Annotated in this window: 19 protein-coding genes and 1 pseudogene; 3 read left to right on the top strand and 17 right to left on the bottom strand. The window is 58.8% G+C overall.

The genetic code is table 11. The features are described from left to right. Window positions 1–130: 130 nt before the first annotated feature. The 3 genes and pseudogenes from ACA057_RS01365 to ACA057_RS01355 form a co-directional block, all read right to left on the bottom strand. A pseudogene (locus tag ACA057_RS01365) lies at window positions 131–307 on the bottom strand (integrase core domain-containing protein); the annotation flags it as partial. Between the two features lie 55 nt (window positions 308–362). Continuing rightward, window positions 363–1,058 carry a potassium channel family protein gene (locus ACA057_RS01360; RefSeq protein ID WP_497345375.1) on the bottom strand — a complete coding sequence of 232 codons (696 nt, stop codon included), beginning with the start codon at window positions 1,056–1,058 and terminating at the stop codon, window positions 363–365. Then, entirely contained in the window at window positions 1,048–2,376 is a 1,329-nt protein-coding gene (locus ACA057_RS01355) for a TrkH family potassium uptake protein (RefSeq protein ID WP_497345373.1), read from the bottom strand. Before ACA057_RS01355 ends, ACA057_RS01360 begins: the two co-directional genes overlap by 11 nt. Window positions 2,377–2,697: 321 nt before the next feature. Between ACA057_RS01355 and ACA057_RS01350 the strand changes: the two genes are divergently transcribed. Next, complete coding sequence (locus ACA057_RS01350; RefSeq protein ID WP_497345371.1) at window positions 2,698–3,003, top strand: hypothetical protein; 306 nt, start codon at window positions 2,698–2,700, stop codon at window positions 3,001–3,003. Between the two features lie 169 nt (window positions 3,004–3,172). Here ACA057_RS01350 and ACA057_RS01345 read toward each other — a convergent pair whose 3' ends face one another. From ACA057_RS01345 to ACA057_RS01330, 4 genes are all read right to left on the bottom strand, one after another. After that, window positions 3,173–4,015: an oxidoreductase gene (locus ACA057_RS01345; RefSeq protein ID WP_497345369.1), complete on the bottom strand. Its 843-nt coding sequence runs from the start codon at window positions 4,013–4,015 to the stop codon at window positions 3,173–3,175. Between the two features lie 67 nt (window positions 4,016–4,082). After that, window positions 4,083–4,793: an SDR family NAD(P)-dependent oxidoreductase gene (locus ACA057_RS01340; protein WP_059406390.1), complete on the bottom strand. Its 711-nt coding sequence runs from the start codon at window positions 4,791–4,793 to the stop codon at window positions 4,083–4,085. Between the two features lie 43 nt (window positions 4,794–4,836). Beyond that, the gene (locus ACA057_RS01335) at window positions 4,837–5,493 is read right to left on the bottom strand and encodes a DsbA family oxidoreductase (RefSeq protein WP_497345367.1); all 657 of its coding nucleotides are present in this window, start codon (window positions 5,491–5,493) and stop codon (window positions 4,837–4,839) included. Further along, window positions 5,490–5,711, bottom strand: coding sequence for a tautomerase family protein (locus ACA057_RS01330; RefSeq protein ID WP_059406388.1), 222 nt, complete (start codon window positions 5,709–5,711; stop codon window positions 5,490–5,492). Before ACA057_RS01330 ends, ACA057_RS01335 begins: the two co-directional genes overlap by 4 nt. A gap of 139 nt (window positions 5,712–5,850) precedes the next feature. On the opposite strand from ACA057_RS01330, the gene ACA057_RS01325 reads away from it, so the two are divergent. Next, window positions 5,851–6,111 carry a helix-turn-helix domain-containing protein gene (locus tag ACA057_RS01325; RefSeq protein ID WP_497345365.1) on the top strand — a complete coding sequence of 87 codons (261 nt, stop codon included), beginning with the start codon at window positions 5,851–5,853 and terminating at the stop codon, window positions 6,109–6,111. On the opposite strand, the gene ACA057_RS01320 is transcribed toward ACA057_RS01325, so the two are convergent. From ACA057_RS01320 to ACA057_RS01295, 6 genes are all read right to left on the bottom strand, one after another. Further along, window positions 6,108–6,305 carry a type II toxin-antitoxin system RelE/ParE family toxin gene (locus ACA057_RS01320; RefSeq protein ID WP_497345363.1) on the bottom strand — a complete coding sequence of 66 codons (198 nt, stop codon included), beginning with the start codon at window positions 6,303–6,305 and terminating at the stop codon, window positions 6,108–6,110. The two genes, ACA057_RS01325 and ACA057_RS01320, sit on opposite strands and share 4 nt — an antisense overlap. Before the next feature lie 90 nt (window positions 6,306–6,395). Continuing rightward, on the bottom strand, window positions 6,396–7,169 hold the full coding sequence (locus ACA057_RS01315) for a DeoR/GlpR family DNA-binding transcription regulator (RefSeq protein WP_401356744.1): 774 nt from the start codon (window positions 7,167–7,169) through the stop codon (window positions 6,396–6,398). Window positions 7,170–7,224: 55 nt separating this feature from the next. After that, window positions 7,225–8,226 (bottom strand): 4-hydroxythreonine-4-phosphate dehydrogenase PdxA, encoded by a 1,002-nt coding sequence (gene pdxA, locus ACA057_RS01310; RefSeq protein WP_401357043.1) that lies wholly within the window; start codon window positions 8,224–8,226, stop codon window positions 7,225–7,227. Window positions 8,227–8,231: 5 nt separating this feature from the next. Beyond that, window positions 8,232–9,512 carry a four-carbon acid sugar kinase family protein gene (locus ACA057_RS01305; protein WP_497345361.1) on the bottom strand — a complete coding sequence of 427 codons (1,281 nt, stop codon included), beginning with the start codon at window positions 9,510–9,512 and terminating at the stop codon, window positions 8,232–8,234. Beyond that, entirely contained in the window at window positions 9,509–10,522 is a 1,014-nt protein-coding gene (locus ACA057_RS01300) for a 2-keto-3-deoxygluconate permease (RefSeq protein WP_059406381.1), read from the bottom strand. The genes ACA057_RS01305 and ACA057_RS01300 overlap by 4 nt, the downstream gene beginning before the upstream one ends. Before the next feature lie 286 nt (window positions 10,523–10,808). After that, window positions 10,809–12,095 (bottom strand): OprD family porin, encoded by a 1,287-nt coding sequence (locus ACA057_RS01295; RefSeq protein WP_497345359.1) that lies wholly within the window; start codon window positions 12,093–12,095, stop codon window positions 10,809–10,811. Window positions 12,096–12,523: 428 nt separating this feature from the next. Between ACA057_RS01295 and ACA057_RS01290 the strand changes: the two genes are divergently transcribed. Beyond that, window positions 12,524–14,617, top strand: a complete 2,094-nt coding sequence (locus ACA057_RS01290; RefSeq protein ID WP_497345357.1) for a TonB-dependent receptor — start codon at window positions 12,524–12,526, stop codon at window positions 14,615–14,617. A 128-nt stretch (window positions 14,618–14,745) separates the two neighbouring features. On the opposite strand, the gene ACA057_RS01285 is transcribed toward ACA057_RS01290, so the two are convergent. The 4 genes from ACA057_RS01285 to ACA057_RS01270 form a co-directional block, all read right to left on the bottom strand. Continuing rightward, entirely contained in the window at window positions 14,746–14,958 is a 213-nt protein-coding gene (locus tag ACA057_RS01285; protein ID WP_497345355.1) for a hypothetical protein, read from the bottom strand. A gap of 245 nt (window positions 14,959–15,203) precedes the next feature. After that, window positions 15,204–16,310 carry an agmatine deiminase gene (gene aguA / locus ACA057_RS01280; RefSeq protein ID WP_497345353.1) on the bottom strand — a complete coding sequence of 369 codons (1,107 nt, stop codon included), beginning with the start codon at window positions 16,308–16,310 and terminating at the stop codon, window positions 15,204–15,206. Window positions 16,311–16,315: 5 nt separating this feature from the next. Then, a complete protein-coding gene (aguB, locus tag ACA057_RS01275) occupies window positions 16,316–17,194 on the bottom strand; it encodes an N-carbamoylputrescine amidase (protein ID WP_497345351.1) in 879 nt (292 codons plus the stop codon). 295 nt (window positions 17,195–17,489) lie between these two features. Then, window positions 17,490–20,402: an aminotransferase gene (locus ACA057_RS01270; protein WP_497345349.1), complete on the bottom strand. Its 2,913-nt coding sequence runs from the start codon at window positions 20,400–20,402 to the stop codon at window positions 17,490–17,492. Window positions 20,403–20,480: the final 78 nt, after the last annotated feature.

The following is a 20,480-nucleotide window of genomic DNA, read 5'->3' as shown; positions in this document are numbered from 1 at the left end:
ACCCGCCTTCTGGCGGGTTTTTTCGTTTTGGGGTTCTGTCGGATTCCGGTGAGTTCTGCTGGGCTCTAACCGGTTGAAGGTAGGTTTAGGGTAAAGGTCTATCTAATCCTGAAATAGGTTTACACCTGTTTCACCCTGACGCCCGATGCACCGCATCGGGCGTTTTGTATTTCAAAGACAGGTGCGGTCGCTCGCCGTTATAGATCGATATCGACTCACTCACCATCTTCTTCGCTTACAGCAGACCCTGCGGCCGCAGGAGCATAAGCTCTGTTTTTAATATCCCATTGACCCGCTCTGCGCTCGCACAGATTTATCGCGGTTAGCGCGACTCATGCGGGGCGAGCAGGAGGCCCTTCTGATCATTTTGAGCGGCCCGCAAATTTCTGAATCAGATGAGTTGAACCAGAGACGATGAGTAAATCGCCCGGCAGGATCAGGGTGCCAGGCGTGGCATGCTGGAAGTCTTCGTTGGCGCGCTTGAGCCCCACAACCGTTACGCCATGTTTTTCACGAATATTGGCGTCGGCAAGTGTGTTGTTTTGAGTCAGCAGCGGGGCGTGAATTTTGGCGATTGCAAAGCCGTCATCAAACTCGATGAAATCAATCATCCGCCCGGTAATGAGGTGCGCGACACGTTCCCCCATATCCGCCTCCGGGTAGACAACGTGATGGGCGCCAATACGCTCAGCAAGATGTCCATGTTCGGGAGTCCGTGCTTTGACCCAGATATCCTGGATGCCCAGTTCGGTCAACGCCATGATGGTCATCAGGCTGGCCGCCAGGTCGGTGCCGATCCCCACGATGGCATGGGTGAAGTCGGCAACGCCCAGTTGGCGCAAGACCATGAGGTTGGTGGAGTCGGCCTGGACTGTGTGAGTCAAGAGATCAGCCCAGTCATGGACAGGTTCCGCCGCCCTGTCGATGCCCATGACGTCATGGCCCAACCGCATCAACGATTGGGCCACAGAACTGCCGAAGCGGCCGAGACCGATCACCACAACGCTATCGCCTTTGGAAAAAGAAAACTGCCCCGAAAATAGATACTTAGCCAACAATTGGATGCTCCTCTGGATAGCGATAGGGCATGCGGTGCTCGCCCAGGGCCAGTGACGCCGCAAACGTGATGGTGCCGACCCGCCCGACATACATCAGCAGAGTCAGCATCAATTGGCTCGACTCAGGTAGATCGCCAGTGATTCCGGTGGAAAGGCCGACCGTACCAAACGCAGAGATGACTTCGAATATGACCTGGTCGGTAGGGAAACCAGTGTCGCGCAAGATAAACAGCGTCCCCAACACAATCATGGCGCTGCCAAGCACGAGCACCGTGATGGCTTGGCGTTGTGCTGAGGCGCCAACTCTGCGGCCAAATGCGTCACTGTCACTGTGGCCTCGAATTTCAGCAATAATCAGTATGGCCAGGATGGCGGCGGTACCGACTTTGACACCACCAGCGGTTCCCGCACTGCCGCCCCCCACAAACATCAGGAAGTAGTGAATTGCCCAACTCTCTTGGGTCAGCGCGCCGATATCAATCGAGTTAAACCCGGCTGTACGTGCAGAAACAGAAGCAAATGCCGCCGAGAGAATTTTATCGGCAAACGGCATGGGGCCGAGTGTTGCCGAGTTGGACCACTCAAACACCAGCAAAGTGAAAAAACCGCCCAGCAGCAGTATTGCCGTGCCCATCAGAGTGAGCTTGGTATGCAGTGACCAATGGCGGGGATCGTTGAATCTGCTACGCAAGTCATGCAGGACGGGAAAGCCGATGCCACCGATAACAATCGCGGCCATGATTGGTAGCAAGATAGATGCATCGGTGGCAAAGCGCGTCAGACTGTCCGGATAGATGGAGAAGCCCGCGTTATTGAATGCCGATACGGCATGAAACACACCGCTCCACGCTGCTTCAGCCCATGACAGGTCATAGGCCAGGTGTAATCGGAGGGTGAGCGACAGGGCAATAATGAGCTCCAGGGCAAATGTCACCACAAACACGAGTTTGGCCACGCTGGCAATGTTGCCCAACCCCAATGAGCGTGACTCGAACTGCGCGACCATTTTGGTGCGCAAACGAAAGGAGCTATTGACCATCAAGCCCAGCAAGGTCGCCACAGTCATCATGCCGAAGCCGCCTAGCTGGAACAGCAGCAGAATCACCGACTGACCAAAAATTGACCAGTAAGTACCGGTGTCCACCACTACCAGCCCGGTAACGCATACGGCCGATACCGCTGTAAAGAATGCAGTCACCCAGGGCGCAGTACTACCTTGGGCGTGGGATATCGGGAGCATCAGAAGAGCGGTGCCGACAAGTATTGCGGCCAGAAAAACCAAAGCGACAGCTCTGGCTGGATGAAGCAATGATTTCATTTAATGGTCGCCAGCAAGGTCGGGAGGCATGGACGAGAGCTGACGCGCATCGAGGGCCGCTTCTCAAAACAGGTATATCGGTAGCTCACAGGCACGGTAAGTTCAACTGTATTCCAGAACATAACCCTGCATGCCGGGCGCACCCCGGGAGCAAGTGGCTCTCTTATGCGAGAGCCGAGTCAAGTTCTGGATGCTACCCCAGATTCAATATCTACATGCCTTGCATGGCTGGCTGTGGGGTACAAATTTACTATTTTTTTACGCGTCGCCGGCCCCTTTGTTTCGAAGCTTTATGCTAATCACTCAAAAAAGGTGATATCCATGTGGGAGGCCGGTTGCCGGTGGGTAAGCGCGGTGTTTAGTCCTGAAATAGATTTGCACCAACGCCCATTTGCACTCGATTTGACAACCAATCGCATCAAAGCTGACCAGCTTGATGCTTTCCAAGCTGGAAACCACTTAATCAAATCCGACTGGATACGCAACAATAAAACGCCAGGATGGATAGGCGCTATCTACAGACTTAACGCCCATAGCAATAGTCTTATCAATGACAAAACCCAGCCAAAAATAAAATCAATCTCTCGCCCTGAAGTTCAGGCATTCCCAAAAAAAATATACAACTAATGATATTGAGCAATTACTACTTTTGATTTTATTGCTGCTCTGCCTGGTGACTCTTGTAACCTTATCAAAAACTTAGTGTGCTGCCCGCCGGACAAAACAAAGCCCTCGTAGAATTACGAGGGCTTTGTTGTTTCTCGGGTTTGATTTTCTATTACGACGAACATTTCGATCAGTCGAACTCCGTCGACCCGGAAAGATGCTCCCAAGCATCAATCTCCGCCTGAAGGCCCGCGATCTTTTCGCGCACCAACCTCACCGCATCCTTACCCAGCAACAGATGAACCGGTGGCTTCTCAGCAGCGACCAATGCCAACAATGCCAGCGCTGCTTTATGCGGATCGCCGGCCTGCTTGCCACTCTTCTCTTCACGCGCCTTGCGGACCGGATCGAACACCGGGTCGTAGTCACTCAAGGTGCGGCCCGACCGAATCATCGAGCGCCCCGCCCATTCAGTACGAAACGATCCCGGCGCCACGGCCGTCACGTGGATACCCAGGCTTTCCACTTCTTTAGCCAGCGCTTCGCTGACACCTTCGAGGGCGAATTTGCTGCCGCTGTAGTAGGCGATGCCCGGCAAGGTGATGAAGCCCGCCATGGAGGTGATGTTGATGATGTGCCCGCTACGCCGCTCGCGCATGCCGGGCAGAACCGCCTTGATCATGGCCACCGCGCCAAACACGTTAACGTCGAACTGGCGCTGCATTTCCGTCAGCGGTGACTCTTCGAGAATGCCTTCATGGCCATAACCGGCGTTGTTCACTAACACGTCGATCCGGCCCACTTCGCGCAGGATCTCGGCCACCAGCGGTTCGATTGCCGGGTAATCGGTGACGTCGAGCACGAACGCTTTGGCGCGATCGGCGTCCAGCGCTTCGAACGCGGCTCGCTCGGATTCGCGTCGCACCGTGCCCACCACCATGTGCCCCGCCGCCAGCGCTGCTTGCGAAAAAGCCAGGCCGAAGCCTGAACTGACTCCAGTAATCAGGAAAACCTTGTGAACGTCGACGATCATGTGCGCTCTCCAAATGAAAACGCCGTCGACATGGGTCGACGGCGCTGTGGACAGGTCAAGTCAAGTCTTAGTGACCGGCGCTCTGACCACCATCAACGTGCAGGATTTCGCCGGTGACGAAGTTGGCGTTGTCCAGGTACACGACCGCTTGCGCAATGTCGCTGATTTCGCCCATGTGCCCGACCGGGTGCAGGTTCCCCAGTGCTTCATGGGTTTCTTCGCCGTGCATCGGCGTCTTGATGATGCCTGGGGACACCGCGTTTACGCGGATGCCGCGCTTGGCGTATTCGATGGCCAGGGATTTGGTCGCGGCGTTCAGGCCACCTTTGGTCAGCGAAGCCAGTACCGACGGCACACCATCGATCGCGTGGTCCACCAGGCTGGTGGTGATGTTGACGACGTGGCCGCTGCCTTGTTTTTCCATCTCGGCGATGGCGAGTTGGGTGATGTAGAAGAAGCCATTCAGGTTGACCGACAGCACGGCGGCATAGTCTTCCTGTGTGTAAGCGGTGAACGGTTTGGCGACGAAGATCCCGGCGTTGTTGACCAGGGAATCGATGCGGCCGAAACGGGCGATGGTTTCACGGATGACTTGTTGGGCGACCGCCGGGTCGCCGATGTCGCCGGCCACGGTGAGGATGTCCGGGTCGGTGGACGGTTTGATCGAACGCGAAGTGGCGACAACTTTGTAATCCAGGTCACGGAAAGCCTTGACCATGCCTGCGCCGAGACCTTGGGATGCGCCGGTGATAACGATGACTTTTTTCGAATTGCTCATGATGAACCTCTACTAATAAATGATGGTTTGAAAAAGTAAGTAATCAGGCTTCAGCGGGGGCCGTCGCCATTTGTCGCAACATCTGTTCGTAGTACGCGACCGACTGCGAACCGGACACCAGGTGACGACCGTTCAGGACCATGGCCGGTACCGAGTTGATGCCGTGCTGGCGGTAAAACGCCTCAAGTTCACGCACTTCCTTGGCAAACGCTCCGGACGCCAACACCTCTTGCGCAGCCGCCGCATTCAATCCCGCGTCTGCAGCCAGACGAACCAGCGTCTCGCGATCACTTGGGTTCTGGCCTTCGCTGAAGTAAGCCCGCAGCAGGATCTTCTTCAGCTCGACTTGCCGACCTTCCTGCAACGCCCACAGCAACAGCCGGTGAGCGTCAAAGGTGTTGTAGAAGTGAGTGCGCTTCTCCAGATCAAACGTGAAACCGAGGGCCGCGCCGCGTTCGATCTGCATGGCTTTACCGGCAGCGACGTCCTCGGCAGTCCGTCCATATTTGCGCATCAAGTGCTCGACCGCTTTTTCGCCGACTGCCGGCATGTCCGGGTTCAACTCGAAGGGCTTGTAGGTCAACTCCACCGACACTTCACCGGCTACGTTCGCAATCGCTTGCTCCAGCGCCGTCGCGCCCAACGCGCACCACGGGCACACCACATCGGAGACAAAATCGATAGTGACGGTGGAAGTCATGACTTCCCCTCCGCCTCAGCCAGTTGCTTGCGGTACTGGGTGGTGGTGATGCCGGCGTAGCCCCAGTTATCGGTGTCGACTTCTTCGATCACGATGTGGGTCAGGTGCGGATCCTTTTTGAGGACGCGTTCCAGCGTTTCAGTGATTTCGGCGATCACCTGAGCTTTCTGCTCAGAGGTAACGCCATCGCGGGTGATGCGTACGCTTACGAAAGGCATGAGGAATCTCCAGTGACCTTCCCTTCGGAATGAATGGGTCGGCGTTGGAGCTCAATGTATGGGGTTGGTTGGAGGGGATAAAGGTGGGGGCGGGAACATCATTAGTTACGTTGTGTAATGAAAGGAAGTCGCCAGTAAAATGGCACTAAAAATGGAGCTATCAATCTTCATCACCGACTGCATCAAAAAGCTGGGGCTCAAACAAAGTGAAGCTGCCGCCAGGTTGAACGTGACCCAATCACGCGTATCCGAGTTAACCACCGGCAAGATCGAGAAATTTACGATCGATGCAATGATGGACATGCTGGATAGACTCGGCTTCCGCACCACGTTTACGTTGCCGTCCGACGATGACGGCGCGTTGCCGCAGATTGTCATTTCACAAGCACGTGCCTGCTAGACGTTGAAACCCATCTTTCGAAGCTCTCTTTTCAGCTCCTTCAACCGATCTTCCGCAACCGCCATTGCGTGACGATCGGTTCGATTCGTCGTTTTGACGAACGAGTGAAGAACGAAAATGGTATCCGCATACTTCGCAATGTAGATGCATCGGTATGCCGGGCTGCCATTGATGATCAACTCAATAACGCCCACCCCCACTGTGCTCGGCTGCTTTACGCATCAAAAGCCCCACAATCAATTGAGGACATTGTAGGAGCGAGCTATATTTCGAGGGAAACGCAATCAGCCAACGTCCACCGTTTCTACGGTGATTTGCTTGAGGGCATAAAACGGCGCAAGCGCCGCCTCATCCGCCGTAGCACCCGTAATCAACCGCCACTCCCGCTCAATCGGTGTCCAGTGCTGTTGCCTTGCACGGCCCAATTTATCGGTGTCGGCAAGAACGACAATCTGCGCCGCCCGTTTGATGATGCATTCCTTCAAATACGCCTGCTGCGCACTCGCCTCACACAATCCAAACTCCGCAACCACGCCATCCGCACCGAGGAAGGCTTTGTCGACGCTCAACCGGCTCAATGTCAGCTCCGCCAACGGTCCCAACGTGCTCATGCTTGAACCGCGCAGGTCGCCGCCGATCAAGGTCAGGCGCACGCCCGGTGCATTGGCCAGGGTCATCACTGCGAGCAGGTTGTTGGTGACCACGTGCACGTCTTGTCGCGAGCACAAATGATGAGCGAGCGCGGCGCAGGTGGTGCCGCCATCGAGTAGGACAGTATCGCCATCCTGAACGTGGGCCGCCGCCGCTTGGGCGATGGCGTCTTTCTGCTCCCACTGCGACGTCTTGCGTTCTTCCAGTGAAGCTTCCGGTTCGTGGACGCCGACCACGGCAGTGGCGCCGCCGTAGGTGCGCACCAGGTGCCGCTGTTTGGCGAGCATGGTCAGGTCGCGTCGCACCGTCGCTTCCGAGACCCCGAGCGCCGCGCTCAATTGCTCGACGTTGGCATCGCCAATGCGTACGAGATCGAGGATGGCGCGGTGGCGTTCGGAGGCTTTCATGGCGGGTCTCGGGCTGTGGGCGGTGGTCGATCTTACACGACAGCGCCCGTGCGCCTCATCCCCGTCGCGTGGCAAGCTCCGCACCCTGGCGCAATGCTTCGAGCAGGCTGCGTTCATCGGCGATGCCCTTGCCGGCGATGTCGAAGGCGGTGCCGTGGTCGACCGAGGTGCGGATCACGTCCAGGCCGACGGTCACGTTTACGCCGGCTTCAAGCCCCAGCACTTTGACCGGGCCGTGGCCCTGGTCGTGATACATCGCGACCACCAGATCGAAGTCGCCGCGACCGGCACGGAAAAACAGCGTGTCGGCGGGCAACGGACCAGTGACGTCGAGGCCGCGTTCCTGCAACAGCTTCACCGCCGGGATGATTTTTTCTTCCTCTTCGCCATACCCGAACAAACCGTTTTCACCGGCATGCGGATTGATCCCGCACACGCCAATGCGCGGCTTGGCGATACCAGCCTTGATCAAAGTCGCGTTGCCGCGTTCGATGGTGCGCTGGACCAGGCCCGGCTCGATCTTGCGGATCGCGTCGATGATGCCGATGTGGGTCGTGACGTGGATCACCCGCAGTTGCGGCGCCACCAGCATCATCGACACTTCGTCGACGTTGGTCAGGTGCGCGAGCATTTCGGTGTGGCCGGGGTACTTGTGCCCGCCGGCGTGCAGCGCTTCCTTGTTCAGCGGCGCGGTGCAGATCGCGTCGATCTGGCTAGCCTCGGCGAGTTGCACGGCACGGGCGATGTATTGATAAGCCGCGTCACCGGCGATGGGCGACAGCTCGCCGAACGGCAGGTCCTCGGGAATCAAATCGAGGTCGATGCAATCAATGGTGCCGGCCTCGTATTGCGCCTCGGAGGCGTCCTTGATGCGGCGCACTTTGGCGCTGCCACCGACGATGACATTGGCCTGCTCAAGACGACGGGCATCGCCGATCACCAGCGGCCGGCATTGTTGGTAGACGACGTCGTGAGTCAGGCTCTTGACGATGATTTCCGGGCCGACACCTGTAGCGTCGCCCATGGTGATGCCGATGATGGGAAGGTAGTTGCTCATAATGTTCATTCGAGTCCTTGGATTCGTGTGCGTTTGGGCGGGGAGCGATCGGCGCTATCGCTCAGGTGTTGCCAAGCCGCATACAACGCGTGATCGGTGCCGAACGCGCCTGCCTTGGTAACAATGCCGGGACGATGGCCCTGGCGGGAAACGGTCGGGCGGGCGTAGGCCACGCCGGCTTCGATTTCTGTCAGCAGTTGCAGGCTGTCGATCCCGACGGTGGTCAATATGGCCCGCGCCGTCTCGCCGCCCGTGGCGATGAGACCGCCGACCTTGGCGAAGTGCGGTTCCACCAGCGCGGCCAGCAGGGTCGAAAGTTGCGCGCCCTCCTGGGGATCGAACGCCTCGTCGCGGCCGATGCGCAGCAGCAGGTCACTCCAGCCGTCCAGTTGCTCGCCGATGCGCGCTTGCCAGAGCGTCCAATCGCTATGTGTTGTGCCTTGGCGCAGGACTTCTGGCGGGATGACCAATTCGCTGACCCCGCCACGTTCCTTGAGCAGTGCGCACTGACGCTCGCAGACACCGGACAGGCTGCCCACGAGTATCAAAATCGGCGCCTGACTTTTTTCGATGGCCTCGGAATCGAGGGTCGAGAACCGTGCTTCGGAGAAATCAGCAAGACTGGCAATTTCTCGCGCCAGGCCACCGGAACCGATCCAGAACAGCGGTTGATCCAGCGACGCGGTCATCCGCGCCAGCGTCATTAAGTCATCTTCAGTTTGCGCATCGACGATCAACGCTTGCGTGCCGCTGCGGGCGACCTCGGCAATGCGCCGTGCGAGGGCTTTTTCATTGCCGCGCAAGGTGTCGAGGTCAAGCTTCGCGGTACTCAGGCCGGCGTCGACGAGCATCGCTTCGACGTCGGCCGGGCGGTCGGCGTTTTCGAGTTTCCAGGTGTCGGTGGTTTCCAGCGGCTGACCGTTCACGAACACCCGACCACCGCGCAGCGTACGCCCGGTGGCAGGGAACGCCGGGGCGACGATGGCCAGGCCTGCCAACGGTTGCAGGGCAGCGACTTCCGCCGCCCAGTTACCGCGCAGGGTCGAATCGATTTTCTTGTACAGCCGCTGCCCCGGTTGGTGCAGCGCCTTGAACGCGGCGACGGTGCGCTCGGCGGCGTGCGCTGGTGAGAGGCGCCGGGTGTCCGTATCGGCGGCGATCACTTGCGCGTCAGCCTTGTCATTCAACGGGTCGAGCGTGACCACCGTTTGCAGCCCTGCCGTCGCAAAACCGATGGCGCAATCCGCCGCGCCCGACAGGTCGTCTGCGATGATCAGAATCCTCATCGCAAGGCCTCCTGCTTTTGCGGCTCGATCTCCGGGTCCGGTATGACGACGGGATTACGCTGCTGCACACGCTTGGCGACGGCGGCGGTGAGCAGCGGTGCGAGGATCGCAGTCACCACGACGCACGCCGCTACCAGAATGGTCGCACTCTTGGCGGCTTCGGCGTACACCGGGTTGGCCGCCGCGATCAGCGCGGGCACAGCTGCGGCATTACCGGCGGTGGTGGCCGCAGCAACACCGGCAACGCCAGTGCCACCGGTCAAACGGTCGGCAAAGAACAGCGGGATACCGGTCAGTACAACCACCGCAACACCCATGCCGAGACCGAGCAAACCGGCTTGCCAGACGTTATGCAAATCCAGGCTGGCGCCGAGTGCCAGGGCGAAGAACGGGATCATCACCGGAACGGCCTTGGCCAGAAAGTCGCGCATGTCACGGTCGAGATTGCCCAGCAGCATGCCGAGCGCCAGCGGCAGGATGCTGCCCACCAGCGTCGGCCAAGGGAATGCCGACAGGCCGGCGATGCCCAGCGTCACCATCGTCAGAAAAGGACCCGACTCCAGCGACATGACCGAGTACGCACCCACATCTTCAGAGCGACCGTATTGCCCCATCAGCGCCATGTACAAGCCGCCGTTGGTGTCGTTCATCGCAGCGACCACCGCCAGCGTTGAAATGCCGGCGAAGAGACCCGAGGAAATCGGCTGCTCGCCCAGAAAGTGCCCAAGCACAATACCAATCAGCACGGCGATGCCGACCTTTGTCGCCAGCAGCGTTCCGCCCTTTTTGAGCAGGTAAGGCGTGGATTTGATGTTGATGCTCGCGCCCATGCAAACGTAGAACACCGCGAGGATCGGTAACGCCCCGGTGAACAGTGCATTGGTGAATGAGCCGAAAAACTTCGGCGTGTCAGGCAGGAATGTTGCCACCAGCGAACCGATCAGCAGGGGCACGATCATCATGCCGCCCGGAATGCGTTCAATGGTGCGCTTGATAGGGATCTGGGCCACGAGGGTCTCCTTTTATAATTGTTGGGTAAGACGTGCTTCACCTCGAAACTGACTGAACCGATCACTCAATGATCATTTCAGTCAAATTTATCTTAGGGTATGGGTTTAGTTTGCGCAAACCAATCATTCAAATGATCGTTTCGATCATCCTTGGCGGAAAATCTGGCTTGGCTGGGCTACTCGAATGTTCTGTGGGCGCAGGCTAGAGCCTTGCAGCGCGCATAAAAAAGCCCCGAACCAGTCGGGGCTTCAGCCTTGAATCAGGCCTCGATGCTGCAACCGATCATCAGAAAATGTTGATCGGGTAATCCACGAACACGCGCACTTCGTTACCGCTGACGTTGTATTCGCTCGACTTCTGCGACACGCGCAGGATCGAGCTGCGCAGTTTCACGCTCAGGTCTTTGGCCGGGCCGCTTTGCACGACGTACTTGAACTGGTTGAAGATTTCGCGCTCGGTACCGCCTTCGCTGGTGGACGTGGTGATGTTGTCACCGCGCACGTAGGCGAAGTTATAGCTCAGGCCTGGCACACCGAAGGTGCTGAAGTCGAGGCCGTAGCCCAGCTGCCAGCTGCGTTCGTCTTCGGCGTTGAAGTCGGACCAGTAGGAGTTGGCCAGGTAGATGGTGTTGCCGCCGTCGCCGACGCGGTTTTGATCTTTCTGATAGCCGCCGTAGGCGTAGCCCAGGTTGCTGTCGCCGGTGCTGCGCTGGTGTGCGAGCGTGAACGAGTGCGGGCCGGTGGCGAAGGTGGCGGCCAGGCTCCAGATCTTGTTGTCGTCGCCGGTGATACCGTTGTCGCGCACGTAGGAATCGTCCAGCTTGGTGCGGTAGCCGTTGAAGTCCAGGGTCAGGGACTGATCCTTGTCGATCGGGAACACGTAGTTGGCGTTCACGTATTGTTTCTTCAGCACGTCTTCGACATCGGACGCATAAACGGCAGCCTTGAACTGTTCGGTGAACTGGTAGCTACCGCCCAAGACGTTGATCGACTTCAAGCCACCGCTGTCACGGCCTTCAGCGCTTTTACGCGATTCGGCGGTGAAGCGACCGGCGTTCAGTTCCAGGCCTTTGATCTCTTTGGAGGTGATCAGGGTGCCGGTGTAGCTTTCCGGCAGCAGTCGCACGTTGTCGTAGCTCAATACCGGTAAGACCGGCATTTGGTCGCCGTAGGTCAGCGTGGTGCTGGACAGGCGGAATTTGACTGCCGCGCCAGCCTTGGCCAGGTCATCTGCCGGTTCGCCGCTCGCGCCTTTTTTGAAAAAGTCGATGCCTTGCGCGCCGCTACGGTCTTCACTGCGCTCCAGATTGAGTGCGTACAGGCCGAAAGCATCCACGCCCACACCCACGGTGCCCTGGGTGAAACCGGACGAGAACGTACCGATGGCCGCTTGGCCCCACTCGGAACGATCCGGGTTGCCATCTTTGTAGTCGCGGTTCATATAGGCATTGCGCAACAGCACTTTGAGGCTGCTGTCTTCAACAAATCCCTTGGATTCGGCCTGGTCGTTAGCCATGGCCTGTGTAGCGCTCAATATCCCCAGAGCGATCAGGCTGATTCGCTTGTTCAACATTTTGTTTTTTTCCTTATTACCGGTTGATACGCGCTGTGTCGAACGGCTGAAACGGCGCTATCGCACTCTTTTTTCACCCCAAACAAAAAGGCCCGCCCACGAGGAAATCGTGGCGGGCCTTTTTCTTATTTTATGAGTCATGGCGGTTAGCCACAGGCGTAGGTCGGAATCGTAGCCGTGCCTTTAACGATGTGTCAATTTCATGAATCGTCTGTGAATAGGCGAAAATCGTCTAAGAAAATACTTGTTCAATGGAATCGATTGACGAATCGGTCGAAGGACCTTCCGCTCCTCTGTAATAACCTAGACATAATTGGAAACAATCCATGCGCGGAACTTCTCAAGAATAATTAACGGAAGTAAATAGCAAGCATTACCATTCGCAACCTACACGCTACAGCCTAAAATTCCTACGGATGCGTTCTTCAATGCCTGCCCCTTTTCGTCTTACGCCCTTCAGTCTTGGGCTTTCTGCTCTGCTGTCTGCCGGTTTTTCCTACGCTTCGCCCACCACTTTACCGGCCACGTCCATCAGCGCCGAAGCCGAAGCCGATGACCCTCGCGTCAAAGAAACCAGCACCGCGACGCGCACCGCCACCCCCGTGCGCTACGTGCCACAAGCCATCGACTCAATCAAAACCGCGAACGTCATGGATTACGGCACCAACGATCTGGGCACCGCGCTGAGTGGGATCCCCAACGTCAGCAGCGGCGCCGACACTCGCTTCGACAGCTTGCGCATCCGTGGCTTCGACGCCAGCAACGACTTCTACCTCGATGGCATTCGTGACGACAGCCAATACGTGCGCGACTTGCACAACATCGAACGTATCGAAGTCCTCAAGGGGCCGGCCGCCGTACTGTACGGCCGGGGCAGCCAGGGCGGGATCGTCAATCGGGTGAGCAAACTGCCGGAGTTCGGCCGTCGCTCGACCGTCGAAGCCCAGGGCGGCAGCGAAGATTTGCGCAGCCTTTACGCTGACCTGAGCACCGACCCGAGCGAAAACATCAGCCTGCGTCTGAACATGGGCAACATGGATGAGAACAGCTTCCGCGACGGCGTGAGCGGCAATCGCCAACTGTTCGCACCGTCGATGAGCTGGCAACTGACGCCGGACCTGAACTGGCTGGTGCAGTACGAATACAGCCGTTACAACCGTACGCCGGATCGCGGTATTCCTGGGGTCAACGGACGCCCCGCAGACGTAGGACGCGATACCACCTACGGCAGCGAGCACGATTTCATCGACGACAAGTCGCAATCCCTGCGCTCGAAACTCAGCTACGAACTCAGCGACAACTGGCAGCTGCGCCATACCCTCGGCGTATTCAAGCTCGACAGCGATTTCGACAACACTTACCTGACCGGCTACACCCCAGCGACCAACCAGGTCACACGCCAGCACTGGCAGCAGGACCTGACCACCCGCAACGTCTACAACAACGTTGAGCTGGAAGGCGGTTTCGACACCTTCGGCCTTGAGCATCGCCTGCTGACCGGCATCGAAATCGGTAGCCAGCGCCGCGATCCCACGTTGTACAACGCCGCCACGTCCGGGCCGGGCAGCTCACCGGTGCCGTCGCTGGACCTGAACAACCCGAATCGCGATTTGCGCCACACCGGACGCATGCAGGTGTCCAGCGACAACCACACCGAAGTCGAAAGCCGCGCGGTGTATGTGCAGGATCAATTGCGCCTGAACGATCAATGGCAACTGTTGGCCGGCCTGCGTTACGACACGTTCGACATCGAGTCGACCAACAAGCTGCGGGGCATTTCCGAAGACCGCGACAGCCATAGCACCAGCCCACGTGTAGGACTGGTCTGGACACCGCTGCAGAATCATTCCTTCTACGCCTCCTGGACCAAGACCTTTTCCCCGGTCGGTGGCGGCTTGATCGGCATCACCCCAGGCGCTGCCGGCAACAGCAACGACCTGAGTCCCGAGTTGACCAAGCAGAAAGAAATCGGCGTGAAGAGCGACTGGCTGGATGATCGCCTGAGCACCACGCTGGCGATCTACGAACTGGAACTCTACAACCGCCGCACCAGTGATCCGAACGATCCCACCGTGACCTTGCTCAGTGGTCTGCAACGTTCCCGTGGGATCGAGTTGACCGGCACCGGCAAGATTGCCGGCAACTGGTACGTACGCGGGGGCGTGGGTGTACAGGACGCAACCGTGGAAAAGGACAACAACGGCTTTGAAGGCAAACGCATCAGCGACGTGGCCAAGCACAACGGCAGCCTGTTCCTGACCTGGAAACCGGAAATGGGCTGGTACGCCGAAACCGGCTTGACCCTGGTGGGCCAGCGTTATGCCGACAACCTCAACACCACCGTCCTGCCGGGTTATGGCCGATGGGATGCATTGGCCGGGTTCCGACAGAAGGATTGGGATTTGCGCGCGGCGCTGAACAACATCAGCGACAAGACCTATTACTCGTCAGCCACCAGTGCGGCGCAGATTCAGCCGGGTGCGCCGCGTAGCCTGGTCGTGACGGGAACCTACAGTTTCTGAATTCACTGCGATTAGTGTGGGAGCAAGCCCGCTCCCACATTTGATCTTCGGTGGCCACGAAAAAACACACGCACAAAAAAAAGCGCCGCCATCCCGGCAGCGCTTTTATCAATCCGTTGTTTTTCTTCTTATCCTTCCATCACATCCCACAACGCTTCCAGCTCCGCCTCGCTGAATAGACCAGCGGGGTAACGCTCGATCATCGTCCGGCGCGGATCACTTTCTGTGATCTGACGCGTTCCTTTGGACTTGAACCAATGCGCCAGGACCTGGAGCGATTCGCTGTTTACTGCCAGGGGATGCAACGCCCGCTCGCTCACTGCATTCATTTCGGCGTTCATTTCCGCGCTCTCTCCTGGTACGTGAGCGGCTAACTTATCCAAGGTTTATGACAGAACATCGCAGTTCTCCCCCTCCCTGTTTTGCACCAAGAGAGATACAAGAGCTGTGCCAAGGTGTCGCGACCGTCGACGAGCGGGTACAAAAAAGCCCGCAGTCCTGACGGGCCGCGGGCTTCTCGAGAAGCGAGGATGAAAAACTTTTGCCTGATCGATTTTGCAATCAACTCAAGCTGTTACAACCTCACTCACTCCTTGTGCGGTGCTGGCTGTTGTTGGGTAAGGCAGTGGATGTTGCCGCCGCCCAGTAACAGTTCGCGGCCCGGCACCATCACCACTTCGTGCTGCGGGAACAGCGCCTGCAAAATCTCTTTGGCCGGACCGTCCAGCGGATCGTCGAAGCTCGGTGCGATGATGCCGCCGTTGACGATCAGAAAGTTCACGTAGGAACCGGCCAGACGTACGGTCGGATTTCGTTCCTGAGTACCGTCCACCGGATCAACACCGGCGCATTCTTCTTCGGTCGCATACAGCGGCCCCGGAATCGGCATCTTGTGCACCGTGAATGGGCGACCCTTGGCGTCAGTGCTGCTTTCGAGCACTTTCATCGCTGCCTGGCAGCGCGGGTAGTTCGGGTCTTGCGGATCATCGGTCCAGGCCAACAGCACTTCACCCGGTCGCACGTAGCAGCAGAAGTTATCCACATGGCCGTCGGTTTCGTCGTTGAACAAACCGTCCGGCAGCCAGATGATTTTATCCACAGCCAACTGTGCGCTGAGCACCGCTTCGATTTCTGCACGGTTCATGTGCGGATTGCGATTGCGATTCAGCAGGCATTCCTCGGTGGTGATCAGCGTACCTTCGCCATCGACGTGGATCGAACCGCCTTCGAGCACAAAGCCTTCGGTGCGATAGCGCTGGCTGCGCTCGATCTCAAGGATCTTGCCGCCCACCTGCGAGTCACGGTTCCACGGCGAATACAGCCCGCCGTCGAAACCGCCCCACGCGTTGAAATCCCAGTTCACACCACGGACTTCACCACTGTTATTGATGACGAACGTCGGGCCGGTGTCCCGCACCCACGCGTCATCGCTGGACATCTCGACGACGCGAATATTCGGTACATCGAGACGCGCACGGGCGTTCTCGTACTGGCCAGCGGAAACGGCCACGGTCACCGGTTCAAAACGGGCGATGGCCTTGGCCACGGCAACGTGCGCGGCTTGCGCTGGTTTGCCACCCAGGCGCCAGTTGTCCGGGCGCTCGGGCCAGATCATCCAGGCCTGTGTTTGGGGTGCCCACTCGGCTGGCATGTAGAAGCCATCGGCGCGAGGGGTGCTGTTCAAAGTGGTCATAGCAATCAGGACTCCAGGGAACCGTCGAGGGTTTTCAGCGCGCCGTACAGGTTCGGGCGACGATCACGGAACGAGCCCCACGCGCTGCGAATGTGCTCCAGCTCGTCGAGGTCGAAACTGTGCACCAGAATACCTTCTTCGGTTTTGTCGAGCTCCTGAACTTTGTCACCAAACTGGTTGGCGATGAACGACGAGCCGTAGAAGGTGATGTCGTAGCCGTCCTGTTCCTCGTTGCCGATGCGGTTGCTGGCGATCAGCGGCATCAGGTTGGCGCCGGCATGGCCCTGTTGCACGCGCTGCCAGTGGTCACGGGAAGAAATGGTTTTGTCGTGTGGCTCGCTGCCGATGGCGGTCGGGTAGAACAGGATTTCCGCGCCGAGCAACGCCATGCTGCGCGCGCACTCAGGGAACCACTGATCCCAGCAGATACCCACGCCGATTTTAGCGTAACGGGTGTTCCAGACTTTGAAGCCGGTGTCGCCCGGGTTGAAGTAGTACTTTTCGTGGTAGCCAGGGCCGTCCGGGATGTGGCTTTTACGATAAATCCCGAGGTTGGAGCCGTCGGCATCGATGATCGCGATGCTGTTGAAACGCGCGCGGCCTGCCAGTTCATAGAAGCTGATCGGCAGTACGACTTGCAGTTCCTTGGCGACTTTCTGGAAGTGCTTGATGGCGACGTTGTCTTCAACCGTCGTGGCCAGTTGCAGGTAATCCGGGTTCGGCTTCTGGCAGAAGTACGGCGCCTCGAACAATTCCTGGATCAGGATGATCTGCGCGCCTTTGGCCGCGGCCTCACGGACCAGCTTTTCAGCGGTCTCGATGTTGGCTTCAAGGTCCCAGGAACAGGCCATCTGGGTAGCGGCGACGGTAACGATACGGCTCATGAATCATCTCCGGGTAAACGCTGGTGGGTCGAATGTGGCCTCGACCGATGACAGAAAGAGGAAGCGCCGGGCGTGGTGAGACACGCCGTGGGTATGGGCGACTTTATAGCCGATAAAAATCGGCTTTTAAAGCTTAAAATATTCTTTCTGTCGAAAATGGCGCGATTAAACCCGATAACAATCGATATTTTTCGGTGTGTTTTGACGCCTTCGCGGGCAAGCCTCGCTCCTACAGGTGCGGAGAACGACCCGGATTTGTAGGAGCGAGGCTTGCCCGCGAAGGCGATATCAAATTTTACAAACCTTCGTGCAACACCTTCGAAAGCATATCGACAAAGAAATCCACGCTCCGGCGCGAGGTGACCATTGGCGGTTTGATCTTGAGGACGTTCAGATAATCGCCGGTCGGCTGCATGAAAATCCCCAACTCACGCAGGCGATCGCACAGCGCCGTGGTTTCTTCGGTCGCCGGCTCCAGGGTTTCGCGGTTGCGGATCAGCTCGACGCCCAGGTAGAAGCCAGAACCATGCACCGCGCCCACCAGCGGATGCCTATCGATCAGCGCCTCAAGCCGTTCCTTGAAATACCCGCCCACGACCTGGGCGTTTTCCCAGAGCTTTTCTTCTTCCATCACATCCAGCACGGCCATGCCGATCTGGCAGCTGACCGGGCTGCCGCCCGCCGACGAGAAGAAGTAACCCTCGGCCTCCAGCGCTTCGGCTATTTCCCGGCGCGTGATCACCGCGCCCAGCGGCTGACCGTTGCCCATGCCCTTGGCCATGGTGATGATGTCCGGCACCACGCCCTGCTCTTCGAAGCCCCAGAAGAAATGGCCCATGCGCCCGTACCCGACCTGCACTTCGTCGGCGATGCACACGCCGCCCTGGGCGCGGACCAGTGCATACACCTGCTTCAAGTAGCCCGGCGGCAGCGAAATACCGCCGGCATTGCCATACACCGGCTCGCAGATGAAACCGGCTAACTGGCGTTTCTGCTCGGCGATTTTCGCCAGGTTGTGTTCGACGCTGCGTACGTAATCCGGTGTGCTGTCCAGACCACGGAATTCACCGCGATAGGTGTTCGGCGCGACGACCGGGTGCACCCAATCGGGACGACTGCTCAAGGCCTTGGGGTTGTCGGCAATCGAGGTCGATACCGCGTCCGCGCCCACCGTCCAGCCGTGATAGGCCTCGAGCACGCTGAGCATGTCGCGCCCGCCGCTGTAGGCCCACGCCAGACGGATCGCCAGATCGTTGGCCTCGCTGCCGCTGTTGACCAGGAACACCCGGTCCATGGAGTCCGGCGCCAGCTTCAGCAAGCGCTCGGAGAACTCGGCCACGGCTGCGTAGTTGAACCGCGAATTGGTGTTGAGCAGCGACCACTGGCGGCTGGCGACTTCGGCCATGCGCGGGTGACCGTGACCGAGCACCGCAACGTTGTTGAGCATGTCGAGGTAGGAACGGCCCTGCATGTCGATCAGGTGATTGCGCCAGCCACGCTCGATGCGCGGCGGGTCGACGTAATAGTGTTTTTGCGTACGGGCGAAACTGGCGTCGCGGCGGGCCAGCAAGGTCTGCGAATCGAGTTCTTCTTCCGCATCGCAAGCCAGCCCCAGCAGCATCGCCGGTGACGGGCACAACGCTTGCCAGGCGGCCGCGCGTGAAGGCGTGCAAAACAGTGGCGCATTCAACGATGCGCCTCGGCTCAGCTGCACGATCAGCGGCCCGCTGACCGCACCCAGCACCTGGCCTTTGACCAGCGCCGCGCCGGTATGCAGCGACGGCGTCACGCCCCACAGCCGCACGCTCAATTGCGGGCCATCCAGCTGCAGCACACCAGACGCCGGCTGGTGGACAACGCCGGCAAACGGCGACTCGACCGCCGTGCCGTGGGGCACGCGCAACTCGACGTGCAATGGGCAAGTGTCGGGTTCGGTGGCGATGTCCGGCCGGGTGCGAGACAAGCGATATTGCCCATAACGACTGGCGGCCAGCCCATGAGCCGCCGCCGCTTCGGTCAGCAACCGCTGATCGATCCCTTCCTGCTCCCAGTTTCCGGCCTCGAAATGCGCGCTGAGTACGCCCAGATCGATCAAGGCAAATTCACGGCCGACCAGGCTCGGCAACAGCGGCGCAAAACCTTCGCTGCCGATGCTCGGCAGGCTCTGGCCGACGGCGGTCAGAATCGCCGCCTCCATCAACTCCAACGGCACCGAGGTGGCCACGCGGAAAATTTCCCACTCGTGGGTGAGGTTGTCGCGGCTGTATTCGTTGCCCGGATCGATGCTGACCTGCTGCTCGCCACTGAGCACCAGCACCGCCGCACGGGCGACGATCAGCGGCCACAGCGCCAGCAGTTCTTCATGGGTGAGCGGGTTGACCACGTGATAGGCCTGGACCGCCGGCAAGATGCAGAATGGATCGCCATCGGCGTGATGCAGCAATGCCGCGCACGTCACCGACAAATCGGTGATGCGCCAGGTGCGAACCAGATCGCCGAAATCGATCACGCCCTGCAATTGCCACTGACGTTGCGAATCCCGCTGCCACACCACGTTGTCGTCGGTGATGTCCATGTGAATGGCCTGCACCGGCAGCTTATCCACCAGCGCCTGCAAATGGCGCTCGGCGCGCTCCGCCGCATCGGCGATCAACCGGCGTTGCTGATCATCCTTGATCACCGGCAGCAAATGCGCGATCAACGCGTTGGCGTGGCGCGCATCCCATTGCAGCGTTCGCTCCAAACCTGGGTGGTCGAAACTGGCCAGGGCCAGGTCCATTTCGCCACAGAGCCGACCGAAGCCAGCCACCACGGAACCCGGCAGATGATCGAGGTGCGTGAGTGACGTGCCTTCGATGTAATCGAGCAGGCGCACATGCACTGCTTGGCCGTCGACGTCCAGGGTCAGCAAGTCTGCGCCGTTTTTCGCGGGGATCACGCGCGGCACCTGCACGCCGGGGTGTTCGCCCAAATGCTTGAGCCCGGCATGCTGGGCCAGCAGTTCCAGCGCCGAGTAATCGCCACGGCAGATTTTCAGGACAAAACGGCCCTGGTCGCTGTCGACGCGATAGTTGAGATCCTGCTGACTGCCGAGGGCCTGCAAGCGTCCGCTCAACCCGTAATGCGCTTTGAGCAGCTCTAGTGCTTGCTCCGCAGACACTTGCGGGCTGGGCAAACTGGCGCGATGAATCAACGTGGCGAGCGGCATACAACAACCCCTGAAATGTTATTAGGCGCTTATATCGCCACTGCTTGGGGCGATACGCAACCCCTCTTCCACGGCTGG

The organism is Pseudomonas sp. LBUM1661 (genome assembly GCF_059695925.1).
The sequence above is the reverse complement of the archived record's forward strand: the minus strand, read 5'-3'. Positions and strand labels throughout refer to the sequence as shown.